Consider the following 23,053-nt stretch of genomic DNA (forward strand, 5'->3'; position numbering starts at 1 on the left):
AAACTCGCTTTCAGGACAGGGCCGGGGTCTTGGCCGGTTCAGACTCTTCGCGGCCGATCTCTTCGATCATCTGGTCGGTGTCCTCGTTGGGCTCCGGGGCGAGCAGGCCGAGCCCGACGTAGAGCGCGAGGGACACCAGGATCGGGGTGGCCACCGTGGTCGCCTGGCTGGCGTGCAACCCGTAGTACACGATGGCGTAGGCGATCAGTCCACCGGCCCAGGAGACCAACGCGGCGCGCGGGCCGCACCGGCGGAACGCGGGCAGCATGCCCAGCAGCAGCGGCACCGAGATCGGACCCATCAGCGCGGCCACCCAGGACACCACGATGCCCAGCACGTTGCCCAGCTTGGGCACCTGGGTGGCGACCGCCATGGTGAGCACGATGAACAGGAAGGTGGAGATGCGCGCCGTCCGCAGCCCCTCGACGGTGGTGAACGAGCGGGCCTTCCGCCACAGCACCGGCAGCATGTCCCGGGTGATCACCGCCGAGATGGCGTTGGCGTCGGACGACACCATGGCCATGGTGTGGGAGAAGATCCCGGCCAGCACCAGGCCGATCAGCCCGGCCGGCAGGAAGGTCAGCGTCATCACTGCATAGGACTTGGTCTCGTCCTCGATGCCCGGGATGAGCAGCGGCGCGGCGAACATCGGGAACATCATCACCAGCGGCCAGAGCAGGTACAGCGCCGCGGACAGCCGGGCCCCGCGCACGGCGGCGTGGGTGTTCGGCGCGGCCATGTAGCGCTGCGCCAGGTTCCACATGCCGCCGTTGTACTCCAGTGTCTTCACCAACACGTAGACCAGCAGCAGCACGGTGGTGAACTTCGGCGTGGTCGGGCTCAGGTGGCTGGGCGGCAGCTGGCCCCACAGCGTCCACAGCCCGGAGATGCCGCCCAGCTTGTCCAGCACCACCCACAGCATGACGATCGCGGCCACCGCCTGGATGACGAACTGGCCGAAGTCGGTGAGGGCGTCGGCCCACAGGCCGCCGACGGTGCAGTAGATGAGGGTGACCGTGCCGGTGATCACGATGCCCCAGACGTAGGCCATGCCGGTGAACACGTTCAGCAGGGTGGCCACCGCGTACCACTTGGCCGCGATGTCGAAGACCTTCAGCAGGCTGCCGCTCCAGGCCAGCGCCTGCTGGGTGGGCACGTTGTAGCGCCGTGCCAGGTACTCCAGCGGGGAGGCCACGCCGAGGTGCGAGCGCAGCCGGTTCCACCGGGCGGCGAACAGCCAGGAGCCGATGCCCACGCCGATGCCGATGCTGGCGAAGCCCCAGAAGTAGACGGTGACGCCGTCGGTGTACGCCACGCCGGCGTAGGCCACGAACAGCACCGCGCTGTAGCCGGACATGTGGTGCGAGATGCCGGCCAGCCACCAGGGCATTCGGCCGCCGGCGGTGAAGAAGTCGGTGACGTTGCTGATCCGGTTGTGCGACCACCAGCCGATGACCAGCATCAGGGCGAAATAGGCGCAGACCATGCCCCAGTCGAGTGCGTGCATCGCGTTCCCCTACCGTTCACATATGTGACTGTGTTCCCCCACGCGAAAACGTTCACGTCACGGTAATATGGTGCCGGTCACAAGGCAAGGGAGCTTAGGGAGTCAGATGGTCGGGGTGTCGTCCGAGGTGGGCGGGGTCAAGAGCGCTCGGCGGGCCGTTGAGCTGGTCGAGGCCTTCGCCGAGACCGGCGCCTGGCTGTCGTTGGCCGAGCTGCACGAGCGCACCGGTTTTCCCCGGTCCAGCCTGCACGGCCTGGTGCGCACGCTGCTCGAGGCGGGCTGGCTGGAGATCGACGAGGCCGGCACCCGGTACCGGCTGGGGGTGCGCGCGCTGATCTGCGGTACCGCGTACCTGGACCGGGACCCGGTGATCCCGTTCGCCACCGAGGCGCTGGAACGGCTGCGTTCGGCGAGCGGGTTCACCACGCATTTCGCCCGCCGCAACGGCGCGCAGGTGGTCTACCTGGAGACCCGCGAGTCCCGGCACTCGGTGCACCTGGTGTCGCGGGTGGGCCGCACTCTGCCGGCGTACGCCACCGCGCTGGGCAAGGCGCTGCTGGCCGAGCTGACCGCCGACGAGGTGGCCCGGCTGGTCCCGGAGAAGCTGCCGCCGCTGACCGAGCACACCCTGCCGACCAGGTCGGTGCTGGTCGCGGAGTGTGCGCTGATCCGGGAGTCGGGGTTCGCCGCCGAGGTGGGCGAGGGCACACCGGGCATCCGCTGCGTGGCCGCGGTGGTCCCCTACCGTATTCCGGCGACCGACGCGATTAGTTGCTCGATGCCCGTGGACCGGGTGGACGAGGCCGGCGTCGCCCGGGTGTCGGAGCTGTTGCTGGAGACGACCGCCGAACTGGGCCGGCGGTTGCGAGGGGCGGGAGTGCGATGAGCGAGACGATCCTGATCACCGGGGCGGCCGGCGGCGTCGGCACGCTGATGCGGCCCCGACTGCGGCGCGAAGGGCGGGTACTGCGGCTGCTGGACGTGGTCACCCCGCCGGCCGTCGGTGCGGGGGAGGAGGTGCTGACCGGTTCGGTCACCGACCCGGAAGCCATGGCAAAGGCCTGCGCGGGGGCGGACGCGGTGATCCACCTCGGCGGGCACAGCCGCGAGCACACCTGGGCGGAGACGCTCGAGGTGAACATCAACGGCACGCGGACGGTGCTGGCGGCCGCACAGGCCGCCGGGGTGAGCCGGGTGCTGCTCGCGTCCAGCAACCACGCGGTGGGCTTCCGGCCGGTGTCCGAGGCGGCGCTCGGCGAACGGGACGGGCTCGATGGGCTGCCCGCCGACTCGTCGCCGCGTCCGGACACGTACTACGGGGTGAGCAAGGTGGCGATGGAGGCGCTGGGCAGCCTCTACCACTCCCGGTTCGGCATGGACGTCATCGCCATCCGGATCGGCTCCTGCTTCGAGACGCCGCACGTGCTGGGTCCGCGCGGCCTGGTCACCTGGCTCTCCCCCGACGACTGCGCCCGGCTGTTCGAGGCTTGCCTGAGTGCGCCGTCCCCCGGGTACCGGCTGATCTGGGGCGTCTCGGACAACACCCGCCGGGTGTACTCGCTCACCGAGGCCCGCGCGCTGGGTTATGCGCCGAAGGACGACGCGGAGCGGTTCGCCGCCGAGATCCTGGCCGCCGGTGAACCCGACCCCGCCGTGATGGCCCTGGTCGGCGGCGGTTTCTGCACCCTTCCCCTGGGCGAACCCGACTCGTTGTAAGGCCCAGCCCGGGGTGATCGTCATCTCTGGCGGTTGGCGATCACGCCCATTGGGCCGCCCGGAGAACGCGCCTCCCCGCGCCTCCTTGTGCCCCCGCCCCCGCATCGAGGTAGCGGTTAGAGACGTTTCTCCATGATCGAACGTCTCCCGTCGCGACCTCGGCGTGAGCCGCCTCTCCGCGGGCAGTCCGAAGGCTGTTGCGTATTTGTGCGCAGAGCCAAGGGGGGTTACCGCAGGGCGGCGGCGAAGCGGTCGCGCAGGGTGGCCAGTCGGTGCGCCGGCTCGTTGGCGAACACGAACCGCAGGTATTGCTCGCCCGCCGGACCCCAGCCGGACATCGGCGTGGCGGCCACCTTCGCCCGCCGAAACAGGCGCGAGCTCAGCTCGTCCGGGGTGAGGCCGAGCGGGCGGGTGTCCAGCAGCAGCGACCACCCGCCGTCCGGCCGGACCACCGGGTAGCCGGCCAGTTGGTCCAGCACGGTGTCCCGGCGGCGGCGCCACTCGGCGGTCGCGGCCGCCACGTCGGCGTCGGCGTCCGGGGCGGCCAGCGCGGCGGCCACGGCCCGCTGCGCGATGCCCACCGGACAGACCACGTTGGTCAGCCCGACCAGCCGGATGTCGTTCAGGATGCCCGCCGGGCCGACCACCCAGCCCACCCGCCAGCCGATCATCCGCAGCTCCTTGCTGGCCGAACCGACGGTGATCACTCGCTCGGCCAGCTCGGGGTGAGCGGCCGGGTGATGCGGCGGTGCGTCGTCGAACCGGATCCGCTCCATCGCCGCGTCGTAGATCAGCCAGGCGTTGTGCCGCCGGCAGGCGGGGGCCAGGGCCGACCAGTGGGAACCGTCGAGCACCAGCCCGGTGGGCATCAACGGGCTCATCGCCAGCACCGCCGCCGTGCGCGGCCCGACCGCGCCGGCCAGCCGCTCCGGGTCCACCGCCCATCCGCCGTCCACCACCTCGGCCGGCACGTAGCGGGGCACGCCGCCGGCCAGCAGTACCCGGTTCACCAGGCCGGCGTAGACCGGGTCGCAGAGCACCACCTCGTCGCCCGGCTCCACCGTGGCGAGCAGCGTGTTCAGCACGCCGTTCAGCCCGCCGGCCACGCTCACGCACTCGGTGTCCGGGTGGTACTCCCGGCCGGCCAGCCGGCCGACGTGCGCGGCGGCGGCCGCGCGCAGCTCGGGGTGGCCCTGGAACGGCAGGTAGCTGTTGGCCGCGTCGTCGTCCACGGCGGCGCGGGTGGCGGCCAGCGCGGCGGCCGGCGGGCGCAGGTCGGTGTCCAGGTTCTCCAGGCGCAGGAACTCCGGGTCGTCCGCCGCGTCCGCCGCGTCGCCCACCCGGTCCACGCCGATGCCCGGGATCTGCCGCAGCCGCGTCACCGTCATGCTCGCCTCCAGTTTTCTGATACGTGAATACCACTATGCTGATACGCATGGAACTCGCGCAAGTGGTCGGCCGGAACGTGCGGCGGTTGCGGGCGGCCGCCGGAATCTCGCTGGCCGACCTGGCCGAGGCCGGCGACATCAGCAAGACCACGCTGCACGGGATCGAGCTCGGCCAGGCCAACCCCACGCTGAGCACGCTGTGGGCGCTGGCCACCGCGCTGGCCGTGCCGCTGGGCGAGCTGCTGGATGCGGGGGAGCCGTCGGTCGAGGTGGTGCGCGGTGCCGATGAACGGCCGGTCGTGGCCGGGGACGCGGTCACCGCCCGGCTGCTGCACCGCATCCGGCTGCGCGGCACCGTCGAGGTGTACGACATCGAGGTGGCCGGTGGCCCGCAGCGTTCGACGGCGCACCTGCCCGGAGTGCAGGAGTGCCTGGTGCTCACCGGGGGCCGGGTCAGCGCCGGGCCGGAGGACGCGCCGGTCTCGCTGGCCGGAGGCGACTCGATCCGGTTCGACGCCTCCGTGCCGCACGTCTATTCGGCCGAGTCGGGTACCGGCCGGGCGGTGCTGCTGATGCTCCATCCGGACTAAACGGCATTAGAATCGGTCGCGTGGCTCACGTGAAGGCGCCCGACCTGCTGACCGACCCGGTGGGCGGTCGGTCGGTGCTGCCGCACCTGATCAGGTCCGGCATCTTCCTGCTGGTGCTGCTGTTCTTCGCCGCGCTGTGGGCGGCCGGGCTCAGCTTCACCGTGCTGAGCAGCTCGCCGGTGCTCAGCGCCAGCTCGCTCGGGGTGAACCCGCAGACCGGTCCGCTACTGTCCGTGGTCGGCCTCGCCGGCATGCTGGTGGTGGTGTTCGTCTGGCTGTTCACCCTGTTCCTGCCGGTGCGCGAGTACCTGGCCGAGGGCGGGGCGCTGCTCCCCGGGCAGGCCGGCCGGGCCGATGCGGCGCGGCAGCGGGTGCTGGCCGGCACGGTGGATCGCTGGCAGCGGTTCCCCGCCGAGGAGCACCGGCTGGCCGACGGTCACGCGGTGACCGTGTCCGCCGGCAGCGCACAGGCGACCCTGACCATCCGCGCGCTGGGCGACGACCTGTTCGTCGGCTGGGTGATGTGGCGCAGCCGGTCCACGCTGCGGCTGCTGTTGCAGATCTTCGGCGAGCTGCTGGACGGCGTGGGCGGGGACGCCGACGTCCGGGTCACCGGCGCGACCTCCAACCTGGCGCTGCGCGACCTGCTGCGCGCACTGGTCGACGCGGAGGCGGCGGTCACGCCCTGATCGCTTCGGCCTGGGAAACTCAAGGCATGTCTCGCGGATCATCCAGCCGGCTGCGCGGCGCCCAGACGGCGCCTCGCCGCGTTGTCCTCCTCATCGATAGTTCCACTATCGATTCGTCGTCCGCCTTGCGATGCATCCGTCTGGATCGCCGCTCGCTCGGCATAGATCCACGACACACGCCTTAGGCCGGTGAGCGTCGTGGGGAGCGAGGACGGCACGACCGGCGCCGACTTCCTCCAGCTGAACGCCGAGGACGCGCCGGTCGGCGGGCTGTCCGACTGGCTGGCCGAACGGCTGCGCGAGGCCATTTCCGACGGCCGGCTGCCGGTGGGCAGCCGGCTGCCCGCGACCCGGCTGCTGGCCAGTGACCTGCGGGTTTCCCGGGGCGTGGTGACCGAGGCGTACCGCAGGCTGGTGGAGGACGGGCACGTGGCCGGCCGGGGCCGGGCGGGCACCGTGGTGGTCGCGGCTCCGCTCGCGGTCTCTCCCGGGACTGATTCCGCCGCCGAGGGTGCGTCCGGCCCCGGTCTCGCCGGGGTGTTCGCCGGGGAGCCCGAAATGGGGGTCTTCGACGCGCTGCGCGGCATCCCCGCGCGCATCGACCTCTCGCCGGGGCTGCCGGATCTGGCGGCGTTCCCGCGCACCGCATGGTTGCGCGCGGAGCGGCAGGTGCTGACCCGGCTGGCGGCGGCGGACTTCGGCTACGGCGACCCGGCCGGCACCCCGGTGCTGCGCCGCGCGGTGGTCAACTGGCTGGCCCGCAACCGGGGCATCCGGGCCGACCCGGCCGAGGTGATCATCGTGGCCGGGGTGGCCCAGGCGATCGGGCTGGTGGCCAAGGTGCTGCGGGAGGAGGGCATCACCGAGGTCGCCATGGAGGACCCGTCCTCGCTGGGCATCCGCCAGCACCTGCACAACTCGGGCATGAGCACGCCGCCGGTGCCGGTGGACGAGCAGGGGTTGCGGGTGGACGCGCTGCGTGAGTGCGGTGCCCGGGTGGCCATGCTGACCCCGGCGCACCAGTTCCCCACCGGGGTCGTGCTGGAGGGGGAGCGGCGCCGCGAGCTGATCGGCTGGGCCGGCGAGGGCGGCCTGGTGATCGAGGACGACTACGACGCGGAACACCGCTACGACCGCCCACCGGTGCCCGCGCTGCGCTCCATGCTGGCCGAGCAGGTCTGCTACGCGGGCAGCTCCTCCAAGTGGCTGGCGCCCGCGCTGCGGGTGGGCTGGTTGATGGTGCCCCGCCGGATGCACGCCGACGTGGTGGCGGCCAAACGGCACGCCGACCTGGGCAACCCGGTGCTCACCCAGCTGGTGCTGGCCGAGCTGATGGAGTCGGGGGAGATGGAGCGCCAGCTGCGCATGGTTCGCCGCCGGCACCGCCGGCGGCGGGACGCGATGATCAGCGCGATCCGGGCCAACCTGCCCGGTGCGGTCGTGCACGGCGCCGCCGCCGGCCTGCACCTGATGATCAGCTTCTCCGACGAGTTCTCGGACGCCGACCTGGCGGGGGCGGCGCTGCGGCTCGGCGTGAAGACGCAGCCGCTGAGCTGGCACAGCCAGCTGCCCCACGCGCCGGGCCTGGTCCTCGGCTACGCCGCCCGCACCCCCACCGAGATCGCCGAAGGCGTAGCCACCATCGCCGAAGCCTTACGCGCCCTCTCACCCCGCTGACCCGACCCACCCGCGCCCCGTCTCGACCACCCCCGCGCTCCCCACCTCACCGCCCGCTTCGCGGTGCTCCGCTGACCCGCGCTGCCCGCTTCTGTTGCGCTGCCCGCTTCTCCCGGTCCGGTCCGCTTGGTCCCGTCCTACCCGGCTTTGGTCGCGCCCCCTTTTCCGTCTCGCGCCGCACCTTCCCGCGTTCGGCGCTCGCCTCCCGGCAGCCGCGCGCTGCCTCGAAGATCATCAGGTACTCAGGGCTCTTTCGGGCCGCCAAGAACAGCCCTGAGTGCCTGATGATCACCGATTTCGCCGTTCCCGCCCGCGTGGGCGGGGTGGGCGGCATCCTGCTAAGGGTGCTGACGGGGCCGTTTCGGGGGAGCGAGGTGCTGAGCGGCCGCCGGTCTGTTGCCGCGCCAGGACGAGTTGGCCGCCGATGAGGTGCGGTTGGTGCGCGGGATGGAAGTGACAACGGGCGAGCGCACCGCTTACGACCTGGCTCGCCGAGAGCCACTCACCGAGGCGGTGGTGGCGGTGGATGCGCTGTGCGCCCGGTTCGGGTTCCCGCCGGCCGAGTTGCTCGAGTTCGCCCGCCGCTACCCGGGGGCAAGGGGCGTCCGTCGGCTGCCGGAGGTGGTCGCGCTCGCCGATCCGAGGGCCGAGTCGCCGATGGAGACGCGGCCGCGCCTGTTGCTGGTGCTGGCGGGGTTGCCGCACCCGTGCGTGCAGTACCCGGTGCGCGACCGGTCCGGGCGGGTGGTGGCGACCGTTGACCAGGCCTATCCGGCCGAGCGCATCGCCGTCGAGTACGAGGGCGGCGAGCACTTCACCCCGGACCGCGGCTCGCGGGACGTCTACCGCTACCCGCGCCGGACCGACCTGGGCTGGCGGGTCTTCCGCTACGCCGCCGCCGATGTGTACCGCCGGCCGACCGAGGTGGTCGCCGAAGTGGCCCGGGCGCCGCGGCCGCCGTGACCATCAGTGCTTGTTGATCACGAATGGGGGGTGTGATTGTGGGGTCGGTGGGGTACGCGGGAACACAGAGGCGTTGTGCGTGCGGGAGCTAGCACAGCGCGGCCTGGTTTGTATAGCTGCGGTTGGGGCGCTTCCGTGAGCAAGCGCTGAGTAACCGGTAACGATTCGGCGACGAACGAACCTAACCGCCCGGCGCGGTGGGTGGTCCGTTGGCCCGAGTCGACCGGGCTACACGTGGCGATCAGGCGTCGGGGGCGGTGAAACTAAAGATCCGTCCGCTCCCCAGCTGGCGCGAACTTCCCGCCAGGGCGGGAGAAAAGAAAGCGGCCGGAGTCACCATCCCCCGAGACGGCGACTCCGGCCGGGCAACCATCCGTCCGCTCCCCAGTGGCGGATGGCTAGCTTCACTTTCCCACTGTGCTGTGTGGAACCGTGCGGGCCGAAACCTCTTGCCCCCATTGTTGAGTGTGTGGGCCCTCCCGTACGTGGATTAAGCGTAAAACCACACGAAAGGAGGCCTTAGTTCGCTCAGTGTGAGCGGATGACCACGGGTTGGCCCCTTCCGGGCAGGCCTACTGGAAGCGTAGTGCCTCGATCGGGCGCAGCGTCGAGGCCCGCAGGGCCGGGTATCCGCCGGCGACCACCCCGATCACCAGGCTGAACAGGAACGAGATGCCGACGGCCGTCCAGGAGACGGTCGGCGTGCCGAACCGCGGGGACAGCTGGGGAATGATCTGCGCGGCCACCAGTGTCATGCCGACCCCCACCGCCATGCCCACCATTCCGCCCAGCCCGGAAAGCACGGTCGACTCGATCAGGAACTGCTTCATGATCGCGCTGCGCCGGGCGCCGATGGCCTTGCGGATACCGATTTCCCGGGTTCGTTCGGTCACCGAGACCAGCATGATGTTGGCGACCCCGATGCCGCCGACGATCAGCGAGATGCACGCGATCGCCACGGTGAAGATGGTCAGGAAGCCCAGCGTCTCGGTCATCCGGTCCAGCTGGTTCTGCATGACGTTGACCTTGAAGTCGCGCTTCTCCGGATCGTGGATGCTGTGCCGGGCGTCCAGCACGCTGGTGATCTGGTCCTGGGCCGCGCGCACCGCCTGTGGGCTGGTCGCCTTCACGATGATCTGGTTCACCTCGTCCGTGCCGCCGGTCAGGTAGGCGCGCGCGGTACCCAGCGGCACCACGACCGCGTCGTCGTTCTGCCCGTTGGTGGCCAGCACCCCGATCACCGTGAAGGTGGAGTTGCCCAGCCGCACCTCCTTGCCCATGGCGTCCCCGGCGTTTCCGCCGAACAGGCTGACCACCGAGTTCGCCCCGAGCACCACCACCTTCGCGTTGCTGCGCGCCTGGGCGGCGGTGAACATGTTGCCCACCGCCAGGTCCCGGTCGGTGATCTCCAGGTAGTCCGGCGTGGAGCCGAGCACCGAGGCCTGGAACTTGAGCTGGTTGTAGGTGGCCACGGCGGAGCCGGTGACCGTGGGCGTGACGCTGGCTACCGCCGGGGCCTTCGAACGGTCCCGCAGCGCGGTGACGTCCCGGTCGGTGAGGTTCTGGATCTGGCCGCCGAGCGTACTGCCGGTGACCTTGGAGACGGTGAGCTGGTTGGCCAGCTTGCCGAACGAGTCGTTGAACCCGGCCTTGATGCCGTTGCCCAGTCCGACCAGCATGATCACCGCGGCAACGCCGATGATGATGCCGAGCGTGGTGAGCACCGCGCGCAGTTTGTTCGCCTCGAGTCCTCGGGAGGCGATAACGATTGCTTCACGGAAGTTCATTCGGGGCCGCCAAATCGTTTCACTCAGCCGTTCATGCCGTCGGTGACCACGTTCCCAGCCATTCCTGAAGGCCAGCTGAAAATGCGCTCTGAGGGGGCTATTCGGACGCCAGCGGCAGTAGTACCCGGAATGTCGCCCCGCCGCCCGGTGTCGGGTGGTGGCGAACCGTGCCCTGGTGCGCCCCGACCACCCCGGCGACGATGGAAAGGCCCAGCCCGACCCCCGTCTCGCCGCCCACCCGCGACCGCGCCGGGTCCACCCGGTAGAACCGCTCGAACACCCGCTCCGCGTCCGCCGCCGCCAGGCCCGGGCCGTGGTCGACCACCTCGAACAGCGCCCGTTCTTCGCCCGAGACCCCGACCCGGACCTCGACCGGGCTGTCCGCCGGCGTGTAGCGCAGCGCGTTGCCGATCAGGTTGGTGATCACCTGGCGGAGCGCCACCTCATCGCCGAGCACGATCGGCGCCGGGCCCTCGGGCTCCTCGCGCTCGGGCACGAACTCCAGCTTCACCGGCCGGTCCGGGGCGATCGCGCGAGCCGCCTCCACCGCGTCCGCCGCGAGCGGGATCAGGTCCACCGGCTCGGCCTCCAGCGGCCGCCGCTGGTCCAGCCGGGCCAGCAGGAGCAGGTCCTCCACCAGCAGGCCCATCCGGGTGGCCTCGGCCTCGATGCGGGCGAACAGCCGGGCGACCTCGTCCGGGTCCCTGGTCACCCCGTGCCGGTACAGCTCGGCGAACCCCCGGATGCTGGCGGTGGGGGTGCGCAGCTCGTGGCTGGCGTCCGCGACGAACTGGCGCAGCCGGTTCTCCGACTCGGTGCGCTGCGCAAACGCCGCCTCCAGCCGTTCCAGCATGCCGTTCAGGGTGACCGCCAGCCGGCCGATCTCGGTGCGCGCATCGGCCTGCTCGGGCACCCGCCGGGAGAGGTCACCGGAGGCCACGATGGCCTCGGCGGTGGACTCCACGTCGTTCAGCGGGCGCAGCCCGAGCCGCACCACCACCCGACCGAGCACCCCGATCAGCGTCAGCACCACCACGGTGACCACCAGCGCGATCAGCTGCAGCCGTCGCCGGGTCTCGGCCATGCCGGCCGTGTCCATCGCCACCGCCGTGCTGCCCGCGCCCGGCCGTTCCCAGACCAGTACCCGGAAGCGCCGTGAGCCGTCCGCGTCCGGCACCACCAGGTCGAACGGCCGCCCCACCTCACCCCGCGCGCGCAGGTCCTCCAGCGGCGGGATGGGCGGCAGCAGCGCCTGCTCATCCGGCGAGCGGACCAGCACGTGGCCGCCGCCGTCCCTGGTCTCGACCACCACGTCCCCGCCGACGCCGGCCAGCACCCCCGGCGGCGGTGGCCGGGGCGGCCCTTCCGGCGGCGGCCCGGGCGGCGGGCCCCGGCGGGCCTCGATGTACCGGATCCGGCTCTGGATCAGGGTCAGCTGGGCGTCCGTGCGGGTGTCCAGGTAGCGGGAGAGCAGCACCACGGTGGCCAGGTCGGTGGCCACCAGCCCCACCGCGGCCAGCAGGAGCACGCCGACGACCAGCCGGGTGCGCAGCGAGGCGCCCCGGATCCACCCGATCACGTGCGGGGCAGCCGCAGGCTGTAGCCGACCCCGCGCAGGGTGTGGATGAGCGGCGGGTCCACCCGGTCGACCTTCCGGCGCAGCATGCTGATGTACGACTCCACGATCCGGCCGTCGCCGGCGAAGTCGTAGCGCCACACGTGGTCCAGGATCTGCGCCTTGGAGAGCACCTTGTCCGCGTTGTGCATCAGGTAGCGCAGCAGCTTGAACTCGGTGGGGGAGAGCTGGATGAGCGCGCCGGCCCGGCGCACGTCGTGGGTGTCCTCGGCCAGCTCCAGGTCAGCGAAGCGCAGGACGCCGTCGGCCGGCTGGCCGCCGGGGTCGGACCGGGTGCGGCGCAGCACGGTGCGGATGCGGGCGATCAGCTCCTCCAGGCTGAACGGCTTGGTGATGTAGTCGTCGCCGCCGATGGTCAGGCCGGTCAGCTTGTCCGGCATCTGGTCCCGGGCGGTGAGGAAGATCACCGGCACGGCCGCGCCACCGCCGCGCAGCTGCTTGGTGACCTCGAAGCCGTCCAGGTCGGGCAGCATCACGTCCAACACCACCAGGTGCGGCGCCCACTGCCGGGCCGCGCGCAGGGCCTCGCTGCCGGAGCTCGCGGTGCGCACCTGGTAGCCGACGAACCGCAGCGCCGCACTCAGCAGCTCGACGATGTTGGCGTCGTCGTCCACCACCAGCAGCCGGACACCCTCCGCGTCCGCGGGTCTCTCACTCATTGCCGACACTATGACCTGCGCACCTATAGTCCAGCCACAAATTGGCTGAAAATAAGCTGAAAGTCCACCCGGTCGAGCAATCTGAAAATGAGCTGAAAGGTCGTTAGGAAGTCGATGAAGAGGGCGGATCTCGGCGATGATCTAAGCTACTGTCGCGGCTCGTTCGGACCATTCAATAGTCCGACGGAACCGGGAGTAAAACGTGACGCGATTTGTCAGAGGCGCAATTGTGGGCCTGGTGGTTGCGGGAATCGGCGCGTTCGGGTCGGTGGGTGTCGCGCAGGCCGCGACCCCGGCGATGTCCGGCGCCGTGCTCTCCCCCGCGAACCCCCCGCACCCCGGGCCGCCCCCGCCGCGCAAGTTCCGGGCCAAGTTCAAGTCGAGGGAGGACTGCGAGCGGCGCGGTGGCCATGACTTCCCCGGCCACCGGGACCGCTGGGAGTGCCGCCAGGGACCGGACCGCAACAACCCGTGGGAGATCTGGAACAACTGACTTCCTGATCGAGGAGGACGCGGCGCCGTGCATCCCCCACGCACGGCGCCGCGTCCTTTCCGGGGGCGCGGGGACCCCGTTCCCACCCTCACCGAACGGAACCGACGCGTGGTTGTGCTCCGTGCCCGGTACCCGGTCACGTGTGCGCTGTTCCGGGCCTGCGCTGTAGCTGGGGGAGTTGAACCCCCGGTGCTGCCCGCCGCACTCCAGCAAGTCGCCGGCCTTGCCCCGCCGGCGGTGGGGTTTGCGTCCGCTTCCCGTTCGGCTACCTGCTCCCGCGCCTCGGCCTCAGTCCAGCAGCTCCACCGTCCAGTTCGCCTGCTGGATCCGTCCGTCCAGCTCGCGGATCTCCCTGGCCACCTGGTCGGCCCGCTGGCGCAGCTCGGTCACCGGCAGCGCGGTCAGCTGGCGCAGCTCGGAGCGCAGCTGCCGGTACCCGCCACCCTGCACCGCCGCCGCGTCGGCGGAGTTGATCAGCACCGCGTGCCGCAGCCGCAGCGCGTCCCGGCGGGCCAGAGCGTCGGTCATGGTGCCGTCCCCGCCGAGGTCGGTCGCCGAGTTGGTGCGGTTGATCCGCCTGATCAGCACCTCCAGCTGGTCGATCAGGCCGTCCGCCTCGGTGAGCAGGGCTCCGGCGTCCTCGGCCGGCTCGGTGCCCTCCTGGTACTGCGCGTTCGCGGCGATCCGGGCGCGCAGCTGCTCCACCCGGCGCCGCGAGTCCGCGCGCAGCGCCAACGCCTTGGCAAGCTTCATCGGGCGATCATGGCGCACCGCCGGTCCGGGCGCAGCCGCTTTTCGGGACCGCTCCCACAGCTGACACATAGGCTGCTGGTTGACCCGTCGGGTAACGGATTTCTCGTTACTCGCCGGTTTCGTGCACCCTATTCCGTGGATGCTACGGATCGCACTGGAGAGCGCACATGACGGAGCCCACTACCCGGATCGCGTATCTGGTGCGCATGCTGTCCAACAGCCTCAGCCAGCAGGTCGAACGGGCGTTGCGCCCTCTGGCCCTGACCCAGGCCCAACTGGCCGCTCTGGCCCAGCTGGAGATCGGTCCGGAGGAGGGCCTCTCCGGCGCCGAGCTCGGACGGCGGGCCGGCGTCACCGCCCAGTCCATGTCCACCTCGCTGGCCGGGCTGGAGCGGCGGGGGCTGGTGCTGCGCGCCCCGCACCCGACCCACGGCCGGGTGATCCAGGTGCAGATCACCGAGGACGGCAGCCGGCTGCTCGAGCGGGCGCAGCAGCTGACCCGGCCGGTGGACGCGCGCGCGCTGGCGCTGCTCGACGACAAGGAGCGTGAGCAGCTGCGTGAGCTGCTGTTGCGCACCATGACCGCCGTCGGCCTGCCGGCGCCGGCCGACCCGCTGGAGTCGGACGGGCGCCCCCGGGTCGAGGTGCCCAGAATCTGAGGCACTAGGCCACGGGATCGCGGCTGGCCGCGGTGGCCAACCGGAAGACCGCCAGCGCGAGCAGCCCGAGCAGCGCGGACGCCGGGGCCAGCCCGCCGACCCCGGAGCCGGCCAGCACCACCCCGCCCAGCCCGCCGGCCAGGGCAACGCCCAGGTAGGTGGACGTGGTGTTGAGCACGAGCGCCTGGGTGCCCACCGGGCCGGCCAGCCGCAGCAGCCGCGCCTGGATGGCCGGGGCGTTGAAGAAGGCCGCCCCGCCCCAGACCAGCGAGACCGGCCCGAGCAGCCACAGCGGCACCGGCCGGGCCAGCCAGAACAGCCCCAGCACGGCGATCGACCCGACCAGCGTGGCCATCCCGACGGACAGCGCGCGGTCCGGCCCCCACCGGTCGGTGGCCCGGCCGCCGGCCCAGATGCACACCACGCCGGCGATGCCGGCCAGCGCGAACAGCAGCGCGCGGGCGCTCTGGCCCGCACCGGCCACCTCCCGGGTGAACGGGCCGAAGTAGGTCAGCATCATCATGCTGCCGGTGATGGTGACCGCGTTGGCCACCAGGCCGAGGCTGACCGGCCGGCGGCTCAGCGTGCGCAGCTGCTCGCGCAGGGGCGGCGGGGCCGGCGGGCGCTGCTCCGGCACGCTGGCCAGCACGGCGACCAACGCTGTGGCGCCGCCCACGGCGACCGCCGCGAACGTGGCCCGCCAGCCGAACACCCCGCCGATCCAGGTGCCCAGCGGCACCCCGGCGGCGATCGACCCGGTCACCCCGACCGAGACGAGGCCCAGGTAGCGGCCCAGCTTCTCCGGCGGGGCGAGCGTGGCGGCCAGCGCGAACATCGCCGGCGTGGCCATCGCCGCCGCCAGCGCGGCGAGCACCCGCAGCCCCATCAGTACCTCGAACCCCGGGGTCACCGCGGCCGCCGCGTTGGCCCCGACGAACAGCACCAGCGCGGTGGTGAGCAGCCGGCGTCGCCGCCACGGCGCGGTGCCGACCGCGGCGAGCGGCGCGGCCAGCGCCACGACCAGGGAGAACACGGTCACCAGCTGGCCGGCCGCCGCCTCGCTCACCGCCAGGTCCCGGGCAATCTCGGGCAGCACGCCGGCCACCACGTAGTCGTCGGTGTAGAACGTGAACACCGCGAACGTGAGGACGAGCAACCAGCCGGGCATGATCGGAAACCTAGGGCTCGCCGGGTTGGGTAGCGAGCGGGTTTCGCGGTGCCGGTTAGCGTGCTGGTGCTGGTGCTGGTGCTGGTGCTGGTGCTGGTGCCGGTGCCGGTGCCGGTTCGGGTGCGGTGCCGGTTCTAAAGATCGGCTTGGACGGCCGCGGCTGCGTTGGTCTGCCGCGGCTTCGGCGCGGCCGTTGCGCCGGGCTCGGTCTGTCGGCTACGGAACGTAGCCTTGCCCGGCCGGGTTCGGCGGGCATTCGTTCACGAGATCCACGTCAGCGGGGTTTGATCTTCGGTTTCACCCCGGTCAGGTGGATCTCGTGAACTGAGCTGGCCCGCGCGGCCGAATGAATGCCTCCAGGTCGTCACGATGCGTAGCCGGCAGCGGCGATGCGGCGGCCAATGGGTATGCGGCGGTGCGATGCTGGCGATGGTTGAAATGGCTCCGTCCGGCCCACGCTCACCTGGTCGCCGAAGAGGTGATCGCCGTTTCTGGCGGCTGAGCGTCGATTTTCGACGCTGAATCGCCACAGCTGGCGATCACCCCCGATCACCGCCCCCGAAGCGGGCTCGGACCGCCCAAGGAACGGCCGCCCCCGACCGCCCAGCCCCGCACCTAACGCAACGGCCCAGACCAAAGCCGCGGCAGACCTCCCCAGCCGCGGCCGTCCGGGCCGATCTTTAACCGGCACCGCACCTGAGCTGCGGCTGTCCGAGCCGGCCTCGAGAACCGGCATTCCGCCTGAGCTGTGGCTGTCCGAGCCGGTTTCGAGAGCCGGCACCGCACCTGAGCTGCGGCTGTCCGAGCCGGTCTCGGGAGCCGGCATTGCGTCTGAGCTGTGGCTGTCCGGGCCGGTTTCGAGAGCTGGCATTTTGCCTGAGCTGCGGTTGTCCGGGCCGGTTTCGAGAGCTGGCATTTTGCCTGAGCTGCGGTTGTCCGGGCCGGTTTCGAGAACCGGCACCGCGCCTGAGCCGCGGCTGTCCGAGCCGATCTCTAGACCGCCGCTGGCTCACCTACCGGACCCGGAGCACGGGCTTCCCCGGAGCCCGATCCGGCGAGTCCAGGTAAACGTGCGCCTCCGCCACGTCGTCGAACTCGAAGACCCGGTCGATGTGTGGCGCGAACGCCCCGCTGGCCAGGCCGGCCCGCACGAAGCACTCACCACGCCGCAGCGCCTCCCGGTTGCCGGTGATCTCGAAGACCGTGTAGCGGCGCATCCACACCGGGGCGTACCGGCCGGCCGGCAGCGGCGTCGGCTGGCCGGAGAGCCCGCCGTGCACGATCACCGCCCCGCCGGGCGCGGTGGCCCGGACCAGCGCTTCCACGTTCGGTCCGCCGATCGCGTCGAGTACCAGATCGGCGCCGCGGCCGCCGGTGGCGTCACGCACCGAGGAGACCAGGTCGTCGCCGGCGGTCTCGTCGGCCAGCGCGACCGCGGCGCCGGCGTCCAGCAGCGCCCGGCACTGCGCCGCGCCCGGCGCGGTGACCAGCGGGATCGCGCCGAGGTGGCGGACCACCTGGATCGCGGCCATGCCGATGCTGTTGCTGGCCCCGGTGAGCAGCACGTGGTCGCCGGGGCGGACCCGGGCGACCTCCTGAACCATGCCGTACACGGTGAGGTACGGCATCCAGGTGGCCGCGCCGGTGACCGCGTCCATCCCGGCCGGCCGGGCCAGCAGCGCGGCGGCCGGCACCACGGCTTCCTCGGCGTACACCGGGTAGTCGTTCTGGGAGAACACCGGGACCACGCTCACCTGGTCGCCCGGGCGCCAGGCGGTCACCCCGTCGCCGGTCTCCAGCACCTCCCCGGCGGCCTCGCTGCCCAGGCCGGCGGGCAGCCGGGGCGCTTCCAGGTAGGTGCCCCGGCGGAAGTTCACCTCCGCCCGGTTCAGCCCGATCGCGTCCACCCGCAGCCGCACCTCGCCGGCCCCCGGCGCGCGCACCGGCAGCTCCTCGATGCGCAGCACTTCCGGACCACCCAACTGGTGAAACCTGATCGCCCTGGCCACGCCGCCAACCTAACCAACCCACGCCGAGTCAGCCGGTTGGCGGTTCGCAACTGTATGTCTGTCTGACAGAGTTACTGATATGCGCTGGGTTACGTTTGATTGTTTCGGCACACTGGTGGACTGGCGACATGGCATCGCCAACGGGGCTGACCTGTTGTTTCCCGGGCGCGGGGCCGATCTGCTGGAGCGGTACAACCAGCATGAGGGCGCCGTGCAGGAGCAGTCGCCGACGCTGCGCTACCGGTACGTGATGGCCGAGGCGCTGCGCCGGGCGGCGGCCGATCTCGGGCTGACCGTGCGGGACGACGATGCCTCGGTGCTCGCGGCCGGCATCCCGTACTGGCCGACCTTCCCGGACACCCGCGCCGCGCTGGCCGAGCTGCGGGCGGCCGGTTGGCGGCTGGCGCTGCTGACCAACTGCGACCGGGACATCATCGGGCACACCCAGCGGCGCCTCGAGGTGCCGGTGGACGCGATCGTCACCGCCGAGGACGTCGGCGCCTACAAACCGGCGCTCGAACACTTCCACAGGTTCCGGGACAGCTTCGCCCCGGAGCACTGGGTGCACGTGGCCCAGAGCCACCGGCACGACATGGTGCCCGCGCGGGAGTTGGGCCTCACCCGGGTGTGGATCAACCGGACGGGCGAGCCGGACGACGGCATCGCGCACGCGGTCCGGCCGGACCTGCGGGACCTGCTCGCCACGGTGCGCCTGGTCAGCGGCCTGGAATGACCCGGCTGCAGACCACCTCCACCCGGGACGCGCTGGTCACCGAGCTGCGCCGGCGGATCCTGTCCGCCGAGCTGGCACCGGGCACCGCGCTCACCGAGGTCGGGCTGGCCGACGAGTACGGCGTGGCGCGGCCGACGGTCCGCTCGGCGTTGCAGGACCTGTCCGGGCTGCGGCTGGTCCGCTACGGCGAGGCGCGCTCACCGACCGTGCCCGCGCTGACCGAGGCGGACGCCCGCGACCTGCTGTTCGTGCGGGAACCACTGGAGCTGGCGGCGGTCACCGAGATTGTCACCCGGCGCCTGCCCACCCCGGAGGCCGCACGGCGGCTGGACGAGCTGGCCGCGTTGCCCGCCGGTGCGAGCTGGGCCGAGCGGGTGAGCGCGCACACCCGCTTCCACCAGGCGCTGGTCGACGCGGCGGGCAGTCCCCGGCTGACCCGGATGTACCCGCCGCTGCAGGACGAGATGCAGCTCTGCCTGGCGCAGCTGCAGCCGGCGTACCCGGACCCGGCGGCGCTGGCCGCCGAGCACCGGGTACTGCTGGACGCGGTCAACTCCGGCGACCCGGAACGCGCCCGCCGCACCATGCGCGCCCACCTGGTGGCCGCGGTCGAGGCGTTCGCGCAGGTTACTTAGGGTCGAGCACGAAGACCGGGATCTGCCGGTCGGTCTTGGTCTGGTACTCGGCGTAGGAGGGGAAGGCCGCGACGGCCCGCTCCCACCACTCGGCCCGCTCGGCGCCCTCGACCTCGCGCGCCACGTAGTCCTTCTTCACGTCCTTGTCCTGGAGCGGGAACTCCGGGTGCGCCTTGATGTTGTGGTACCAGGTGGGGTGCTCCGGGGCACCGCCCTTGGAGGCCACGACCGCGTAGCTGCCGTTGTGCTCCACCCGCATCACCGGGGTGTAGCGCAGCTTGCCGGACTTCGCGCCGCGCAGGGTGAGCAGCACGATCGGCGACCCGAGGATCTCGATCCCCTCGGTGGTCCCGGTTTCCATGATCTGCTTGGTCTGGTTCTGCACCCACTCGGTGGGGCTCAGCTCAACTGTGTCGTCTGCCACGTGGGGGACCAACGCGGGTCGCGCCGCCCTCATTCCCCACGGGCGGGTGACCTCCAGACCCGGCCGGTCAGTTCGCCGGTGGGGTACTGCGCGCCGTCCATCACCTGCACCCGCCAAGGGCTCCAGCCGGAGCGGGGTGAAGATCGGGTTGCGCCAGCGGTCGGGGCCGAAGCCGGCCATTCAAGCAGGCGGGCGACCGGGCAAGGGGTCAGGTGCGGGCCTGGGCGGCGGTTATGCCTCGGGTGACGGTTTCGGTCCAGCCGGCGGGGGGCGGGGTGTCGGTGTACTCGTCGTGCCAGTTCCACCAGGCGTAGGGCGGGGTCTGGGGGTAGCCCTCGGGGGAGTCCTCCCATTCCTCCTGGCGGCCCAGGGCGGTCATGTCCAGGTAGCCCCAGGTGCCGCCGAGGGCCTCGACGCCCCGCCCGTCGATGAAGTAGGTGAGGAAGATCTGCTCGCCCTCCCGGATGAACGAGAACGTGTGGTGCCACTCGTGCGCGTCGAAGTCGCGGTCGAAGTCGTCGGTGATGGTGAACCAGGGCATGGTCCAGCCCATCCGCTCCTTCAGCCGCGCGATCTCCGGTTGCGGTGCGCGCGAGGCGAAGGCCAGCGAGGTGTCGCGCGCGTGCAGGTGGGCCGGGTGGGCGACCTGGTCGGCCACCATGGAGCAGCCCCGGCAGGCGTGGTCCGGCCAGCCGAACACGCCGGGCTCGTAGAAGGCCCGGTAGAGGATCAGCTGCCGGCGGCCCTCGAACAGGTCCAGCAGGCTGACCCGCCCCTCCGGGCCTTCGAACTCGTACCGCTTCTCCACCGGCCGCCAGGGCATCCGGCGGCGCTCGGCGGAAAGCGCGTCCCGCGACTTGGTGAGCTCCTTCTCCTTGACCAGCAGGCGCTTGCGCGCGGCTTCCCACTCCTCGGCCGAGACGATCGTTGGGGTCTGCATCTCGTGCTCCTTTCGGCAACTTAATGGTTGCGACATTATGGCAACCATTGAGTTGCGTCAAGGGCGGCGGAAGCTGCGCCGGTAGCTGGTCGGGGACACCCGCAGGGCCAGCTGGAACTCCCGGCGCAGTGCCTGCGGCGAGCCGAAGCCGACGCTGTCCGCGACCTCCTCGATGCCCAGGTCGGTGGTCTCCAGCAGGTTGCGGGCCAGCTGTATCCGCTGGTCGATCAGCCAGGACCGGGGCGAGCAGCCGAGACGGTCGCGGAACAGCCGCTCCAGCGAGCGGCGGCTCATCGCGGACCGGGTGACCAGGTCGCCCACCGACCGGACCGCGCGCAGGTCGGCCAGTGCATCGCACAGCAGACCGCCCAGCCAGTCGTCGGCGGTCCCGAGAGGCGCGACGGCGGCGAACTGGGACTGCCCGCCGGACCGGTGCGGCGCGGTCACCAGTGAACGGGCCACCAGTGCGGCCGCCTCGGCGCCGTGGTCGGTGCGCACCAGGTGCAGGCAGCAGTCCAGCGCGGCGGCGCTGCCGGCCGAGGTGACCACCGAGCCGAGGTCCACGTACAGCGGGTCCCGGTCCCACAGCACCGAGGGGAAGCGCCGGGTGAAGTCCTCGGCGTAGCGCCAGTGGGTCACCGCGCGCCGCCCGTCCAGCAGGCCGGCGGCGGCCAGCACGAAGGCGCCCAGGCACAGCCCGACGATCCGTGCGCCCCGGTCGTGCGCCGCGCGCAGGTCGCCGACCAGTTCATCCGGCACCGGGGTGTGGTCCACCGGCCAGGTCGGCACGATGATCATGTCGGCGTCGCGGGCGTGCGCGGTGAGGTCCGCGAGGCCGGCCAGGGACAGCGGGGGGAGCGCGGTCCCGGCCGTCGAAGCGGTGTCGGCCGCGCACGCGACCAGCTCGGAGACCGGCCAGTCCGGCTCGCCCGGATCCCGGCCCCACACCCGCAGCGGGGTGGCGATCTCGAACAGGCTGCCCCCGTCCGGCACCGCGACGACCACCTTCTGACGCATAGCGGTCGATAGTAGGCGTTTACGTCACTGGTGGGCGCCGGGCGGGAGGAGAATCATGCAGCCATGCTGACCGCCCCCGTCACCCACGCCCACCAGGTGGCCGACGAGCTGCTCTCCCACCACGCCCAGGCCTTCGGCACCGACCTGCCCGTCTACTCCGGACACGTGCACCGGGTGATCGGCCTGGTCGGGCTGCAGGTGGACGTCCCCGAGGAGCTCGCCGGACCGCTCGGCCTCGCCGCCTTCTTCCACGACTCGGCCATCTGGCTGGACGGCACCTGGGACTACCTGGAGCCGTCCGCCCGCCGGGCGGTTGCCGCGTTGCCGGCCGACCAGGCCGAGCACGCCGACCTGGTCACCGCGCTGATCGACGAACACCACCGGCTGCGCCCCGCGCGGCACGCCCACCCGCTGGTGGAGGCGTTGCGCCGGGCGGACCTGACCGACGTGTCGGCCGGGCTGGTCGGCTCGCCGGGAGTGAGCCGGGCGCAGTACCGCGAGCTGGCCGAGCGGTACCCGGCCCAGGGGTTCCGGCCGATGCTGATGCGCGCGTTCCGCGCCGGGCTGCGCGAGTCGCCGCTGCGTCCGATGCCGATGATGAAGTTCTGAGATGTCTCTGCTGGTCAACGCCGCCGACCAGCCTCCCGCCGACCGCGTGGAATTCTGGCGCGGGGCGTTGTCCCAGACGTTCGTGCCCCTGGAACCCACCCCGGGTGAAGGGCCGCTGCGCGGCCGCCTGCGCGCCGCCGACCTGGGCGGGGTGCAGCTCGCCGAGGTGACCGGCAGCGCGCAGCGGGTGCAGCGGAACCGGGCGATGATCCGCCGGGCCGACCCGGAGTACTGCAAGATCGGCCTGCAGCTGCGCGGCCGGGGCCTGGTGGTGCAGGACGACCGGGAGGCGGTGCTGCACCCCGGCGACCTCACCGTTTACCACACCTCGCGGCCGTACCGGCTGGCGTTCGCCGAGGACTTCCAGATGCTGGTGCTGATGTGTCCGCGCGCCTCGCTGCCGGTGCCGGAGCGGGTGCTGACCCGGATGACGGCGGTGACGGTGAGCGGCCGGGACGGCGTCGGCGCACTGGTCGCCCCGTTCCTGGCCGGGCTGGCCGGGCACCTGGCCGCCGGGCCGGGCCTCGCCTCGCCGGCGCTCTCCCCGTCCGCCGCCAGCCATCTCGGCAACGCGGTGCTGGACATGCTCGCGGCCGCCGTCACCGCCGACGAGCCCGACCCGGCGACCGGCGCCGAGCTGCTCGCGGACCAGGTCCGGCGCTACATCGACAGCCATCTCCCGGACGTGGGCCTGAACCCGGAGTCGATCGCCCGCGCGCACCACATCTCCACGCGCTACCTGCACAAACTCTTCGAGAGGGACGGGGAGACGGTGGCCGGCTGGATCCGCGCCCGGCGCCTCGAGCACTGCCGCCGGGACCTGGCCGCGCAACCCCTGGACCGCCCGGTGAGCGCCATCGCGGCCAGTTGGGGCCTGCCCGACGCCGCCCACTTCAGCAAGGCTTTCCGCGCCGCCTACGGCCTCCCACCCCGCGACTACCGCCGCCACCTCCACCCCACCTGACCCACTCGCCCCACCAGCCCGATTCAGTGCCTTCAGC

Annotated in this window: 23 protein-coding genes; 12 read left to right on the top strand and 11 right to left on the bottom strand. The window is 71.9% G+C overall.

All coding sequences use genetic code 11. The features are described from left to right. Window positions 1-10 precede the first annotated feature (10 nt). Entirely contained in the window at window positions 11-1,507 is a 1,497-nt protein-coding gene (locus ABEB12_RS14760; protein WP_185064013.1) for a sodium:solute symporter family transporter, read from the bottom strand. Between the two features lie 106 nt (window positions 1,508-1,613). Between ABEB12_RS14760 and ABEB12_RS14765 the strand changes: the two genes are divergently transcribed. Next, on the top strand, window positions 1,614-2,393 hold the full coding sequence (locus ABEB12_RS14765) for an IclR family transcriptional regulator domain-containing protein (protein WP_185064014.1): 780 nt from the start codon (window positions 1,614-1,616) through the stop codon (window positions 2,391-2,393). Further along, window positions 2,390-3,223: an NAD-dependent epimerase/dehydratase family protein gene (locus ABEB12_RS14770; protein WP_185064015.1), complete on the top strand. Its 834-nt coding sequence runs from the start codon at window positions 2,390-2,392 to the stop codon at window positions 3,221-3,223. The genes ABEB12_RS14765 and ABEB12_RS14770 overlap by 4 nt, the downstream gene beginning before the upstream one ends. Window positions 3,224-3,450: 227 nt before the next feature. Here ABEB12_RS14770 and ABEB12_RS14775 read toward each other — a convergent pair whose 3' ends face one another. Continuing rightward, complete coding sequence (locus ABEB12_RS14775; RefSeq protein WP_185064016.1) at window positions 3,451-4,611, bottom strand: aminotransferase class I/II-fold pyridoxal phosphate-dependent enzyme; 1,161 nt, start codon at window positions 4,609-4,611, stop codon at window positions 3,451-3,453. 47 nt (window positions 4,612-4,658) lie between these two features. Here ABEB12_RS14775 and ABEB12_RS14780 point away from each other — a divergent pair, with 47 nt between their 5' ends. The 4 genes from ABEB12_RS14780 to ABEB12_RS14795 all read left to right on the top strand — a co-directional run bounded on the left by ABEB12_RS14780 (window position 4,659) and on the right by ABEB12_RS14795 (window position 8,530). Further along, complete coding sequence (locus ABEB12_RS14780) at window positions 4,659-5,201, top strand: helix-turn-helix domain-containing protein (protein ID WP_185064017.1); 543 nt, start codon at window positions 4,659-4,661, stop codon at window positions 5,199-5,201. A gap of 20 nt (window positions 5,202-5,221) precedes the next feature. Then, on the top strand, window positions 5,222-5,890 hold the full coding sequence (locus tag ABEB12_RS14785) for a hypothetical protein (protein ID WP_185064018.1): 669 nt from the start codon (window positions 5,222-5,224) through the stop codon (window positions 5,888-5,890). A gap of 189 nt (window positions 5,891-6,079) precedes the next feature. Then, on the top strand, window positions 6,080-7,567 hold the full coding sequence (gene pdxR, locus ABEB12_RS14790) for a MocR-like pyridoxine biosynthesis transcription factor PdxR (RefSeq protein ID WP_185064019.1): 1,488 nt from the start codon (window positions 6,080-6,082) through the stop codon (window positions 7,565-7,567). A 447-nt stretch (window positions 7,568-8,014) separates the two neighbouring features. Further along, window positions 8,015-8,530: a hypothetical protein gene (locus tag ABEB12_RS14795; RefSeq protein WP_185064020.1), complete on the top strand. Its 516-nt coding sequence runs from the start codon at window positions 8,015-8,017 to the stop codon at window positions 8,528-8,530. A 572-nt stretch (window positions 8,531-9,102) separates the two neighbouring features. On the opposite strand, the gene ABEB12_RS14800 is transcribed toward ABEB12_RS14795, so the two are convergent. The 3 genes from ABEB12_RS14800 to ABEB12_RS14810 all read right to left on the bottom strand — a co-directional run bounded on the left by ABEB12_RS14800 (window position 9,103) and on the right by ABEB12_RS14810 (window position 12,612). Next, complete coding sequence (locus ABEB12_RS14800; RefSeq protein WP_185064021.1) at window positions 9,103-10,317, bottom strand: ABC transporter permease; 1,215 nt, start codon at window positions 10,315-10,317, stop codon at window positions 9,103-9,105. Window positions 10,318-10,414: 97 nt separating this feature from the next. Then, a complete protein-coding gene (locus ABEB12_RS14805) occupies window positions 10,415-11,896 on the bottom strand; it encodes an ATP-binding protein (RefSeq protein ID WP_221498487.1) in 1,482 nt (493 codons plus the stop codon). Next, entirely contained in the window at window positions 11,893-12,612 is a 720-nt protein-coding gene (locus ABEB12_RS14810; protein ID WP_185064022.1) for a response regulator, read from the bottom strand. The genes ABEB12_RS14805 and ABEB12_RS14810 overlap by 4 nt, the downstream gene beginning before the upstream one ends. Before the next feature lie 238 nt (window positions 12,613-12,850). On the opposite strand from ABEB12_RS14810, the gene ABEB12_RS14815 reads away from it, so the two are divergent. Continuing rightward, window positions 12,851-13,105 carry a hypothetical protein gene (locus ABEB12_RS14815; protein ID WP_185064023.1) on the top strand — a complete coding sequence of 85 codons (255 nt, stop codon included), beginning with the start codon at window positions 12,851-12,853 and terminating at the stop codon, window positions 13,103-13,105. A gap of 288 nt (window positions 13,106-13,393) precedes the next feature. Here ABEB12_RS14815 and ABEB12_RS14820 read toward each other — a convergent pair whose 3' ends face one another. Further along, window positions 13,394-13,858, bottom strand: coding sequence for a DIP1984 family protein (locus tag ABEB12_RS14820; protein WP_185064024.1), 465 nt, complete (start codon window positions 13,856-13,858; stop codon window positions 13,394-13,396). Window positions 13,859-14,025: 167 nt separating this feature from the next. Between ABEB12_RS14820 and ABEB12_RS14825 the strand changes: the two genes are divergently transcribed. Further along, window positions 14,026-14,517, top strand: coding sequence for a MarR family transcriptional regulator (locus ABEB12_RS14825; RefSeq protein ID WP_185064025.1), 492 nt, complete (start codon window positions 14,026-14,028; stop codon window positions 14,515-14,517). Window positions 14,518-14,521: 4 nt separating this feature from the next. On the opposite strand, the gene ABEB12_RS14830 is transcribed toward ABEB12_RS14825, so the two are convergent. Both ABEB12_RS14830 and ABEB12_RS14835 read right to left on the bottom strand, forming a co-directional pair. Beyond that, entirely contained in the window at window positions 14,522-15,685 is a 1,164-nt protein-coding gene (locus tag ABEB12_RS14830; protein WP_185064026.1) for an MFS transporter, read from the bottom strand. Window positions 15,686-16,698: 1,013 nt separating this feature from the next. After that, window positions 16,699-17,667 carry a zinc-binding dehydrogenase gene (locus ABEB12_RS14835; protein WP_221498488.1) on the bottom strand — a complete coding sequence of 323 codons (969 nt, stop codon included), beginning with the start codon at window positions 17,665-17,667 and terminating at the stop codon, window positions 16,699-16,701. A 106-nt stretch (window positions 17,668-17,773) separates the two neighbouring features. On the opposite strand from ABEB12_RS14835, the gene ABEB12_RS14840 reads away from it, so the two are divergent. Further along, window positions 17,774-18,427, top strand: coding sequence for an HAD-IA family hydrolase (locus tag ABEB12_RS14840; protein ID WP_185064028.1), 654 nt, complete (start codon window positions 17,774-17,776; stop codon window positions 18,425-18,427). After that, window positions 18,424-19,062, top strand: a complete 639-nt coding sequence (locus ABEB12_RS14845; RefSeq protein WP_185064029.1) for an FCD domain-containing protein — start codon at window positions 18,424-18,426, stop codon at window positions 19,060-19,062. Before ABEB12_RS14840 ends, ABEB12_RS14845 begins: the two co-directional genes overlap by 4 nt. Here the strand turns inward: ABEB12_RS14845 and ABEB12_RS14850 are convergent. From ABEB12_RS14850 to ABEB12_RS14860, 3 genes are all read right to left on the bottom strand, one after another. Continuing rightward, on the bottom strand, window positions 19,055-19,486 hold the full coding sequence (locus ABEB12_RS14850) for a nitroreductase family deazaflavin-dependent oxidoreductase (RefSeq protein ID WP_345702826.1): 432 nt from the start codon (window positions 19,484-19,486) through the stop codon (window positions 19,055-19,057). The genes ABEB12_RS14845 and ABEB12_RS14850 overlap by 8 nt on opposite strands. A 208-nt stretch (window positions 19,487-19,694) precedes the next feature. After that, complete coding sequence (locus tag ABEB12_RS14855; protein ID WP_185064031.1) at window positions 19,695-20,426, bottom strand: DUF899 family protein; 732 nt, start codon at window positions 20,424-20,426, stop codon at window positions 19,695-19,697. Between the two features lie 57 nt (window positions 20,427-20,483). Beyond that, window positions 20,484-21,443: a helix-turn-helix domain-containing protein gene (locus tag ABEB12_RS14860; RefSeq protein ID WP_185064032.1), complete on the bottom strand. Its 960-nt coding sequence runs from the start codon at window positions 21,441-21,443 to the stop codon at window positions 20,484-20,486. Window positions 21,444-21,506: 63 nt separating this feature from the next. Here ABEB12_RS14860 and ABEB12_RS14865 point away from each other — a divergent pair, with 63 nt between their 5' ends. Further along, window positions 21,507-22,052, top strand: a complete 546-nt coding sequence (locus tag ABEB12_RS14865) for a hypothetical protein (protein WP_185064033.1) — start codon at window positions 21,507-21,509, stop codon at window positions 22,050-22,052. A gap of 1 nt (window position 22,053) precedes the next feature. Then, the gene (locus ABEB12_RS14870; RefSeq protein WP_185064034.1) at window positions 22,054-23,016 is read left to right on the top strand and encodes an AraC-like ligand-binding domain-containing protein; all 963 of its coding nucleotides are present in this window, start codon (window positions 22,054-22,056) and stop codon (window positions 23,014-23,016) included. Window positions 23,017-23,053: the final 37 nt, after the last annotated feature.

Source organism: Actinospineispora eucalypti (assembly GCF_039543365.1).
GTDB lineage: Bacteria > Actinomycetota > Actinomycetes > Mycobacteriales > Pseudonocardiaceae > Pseudonocardia > Pseudonocardia eucalypti.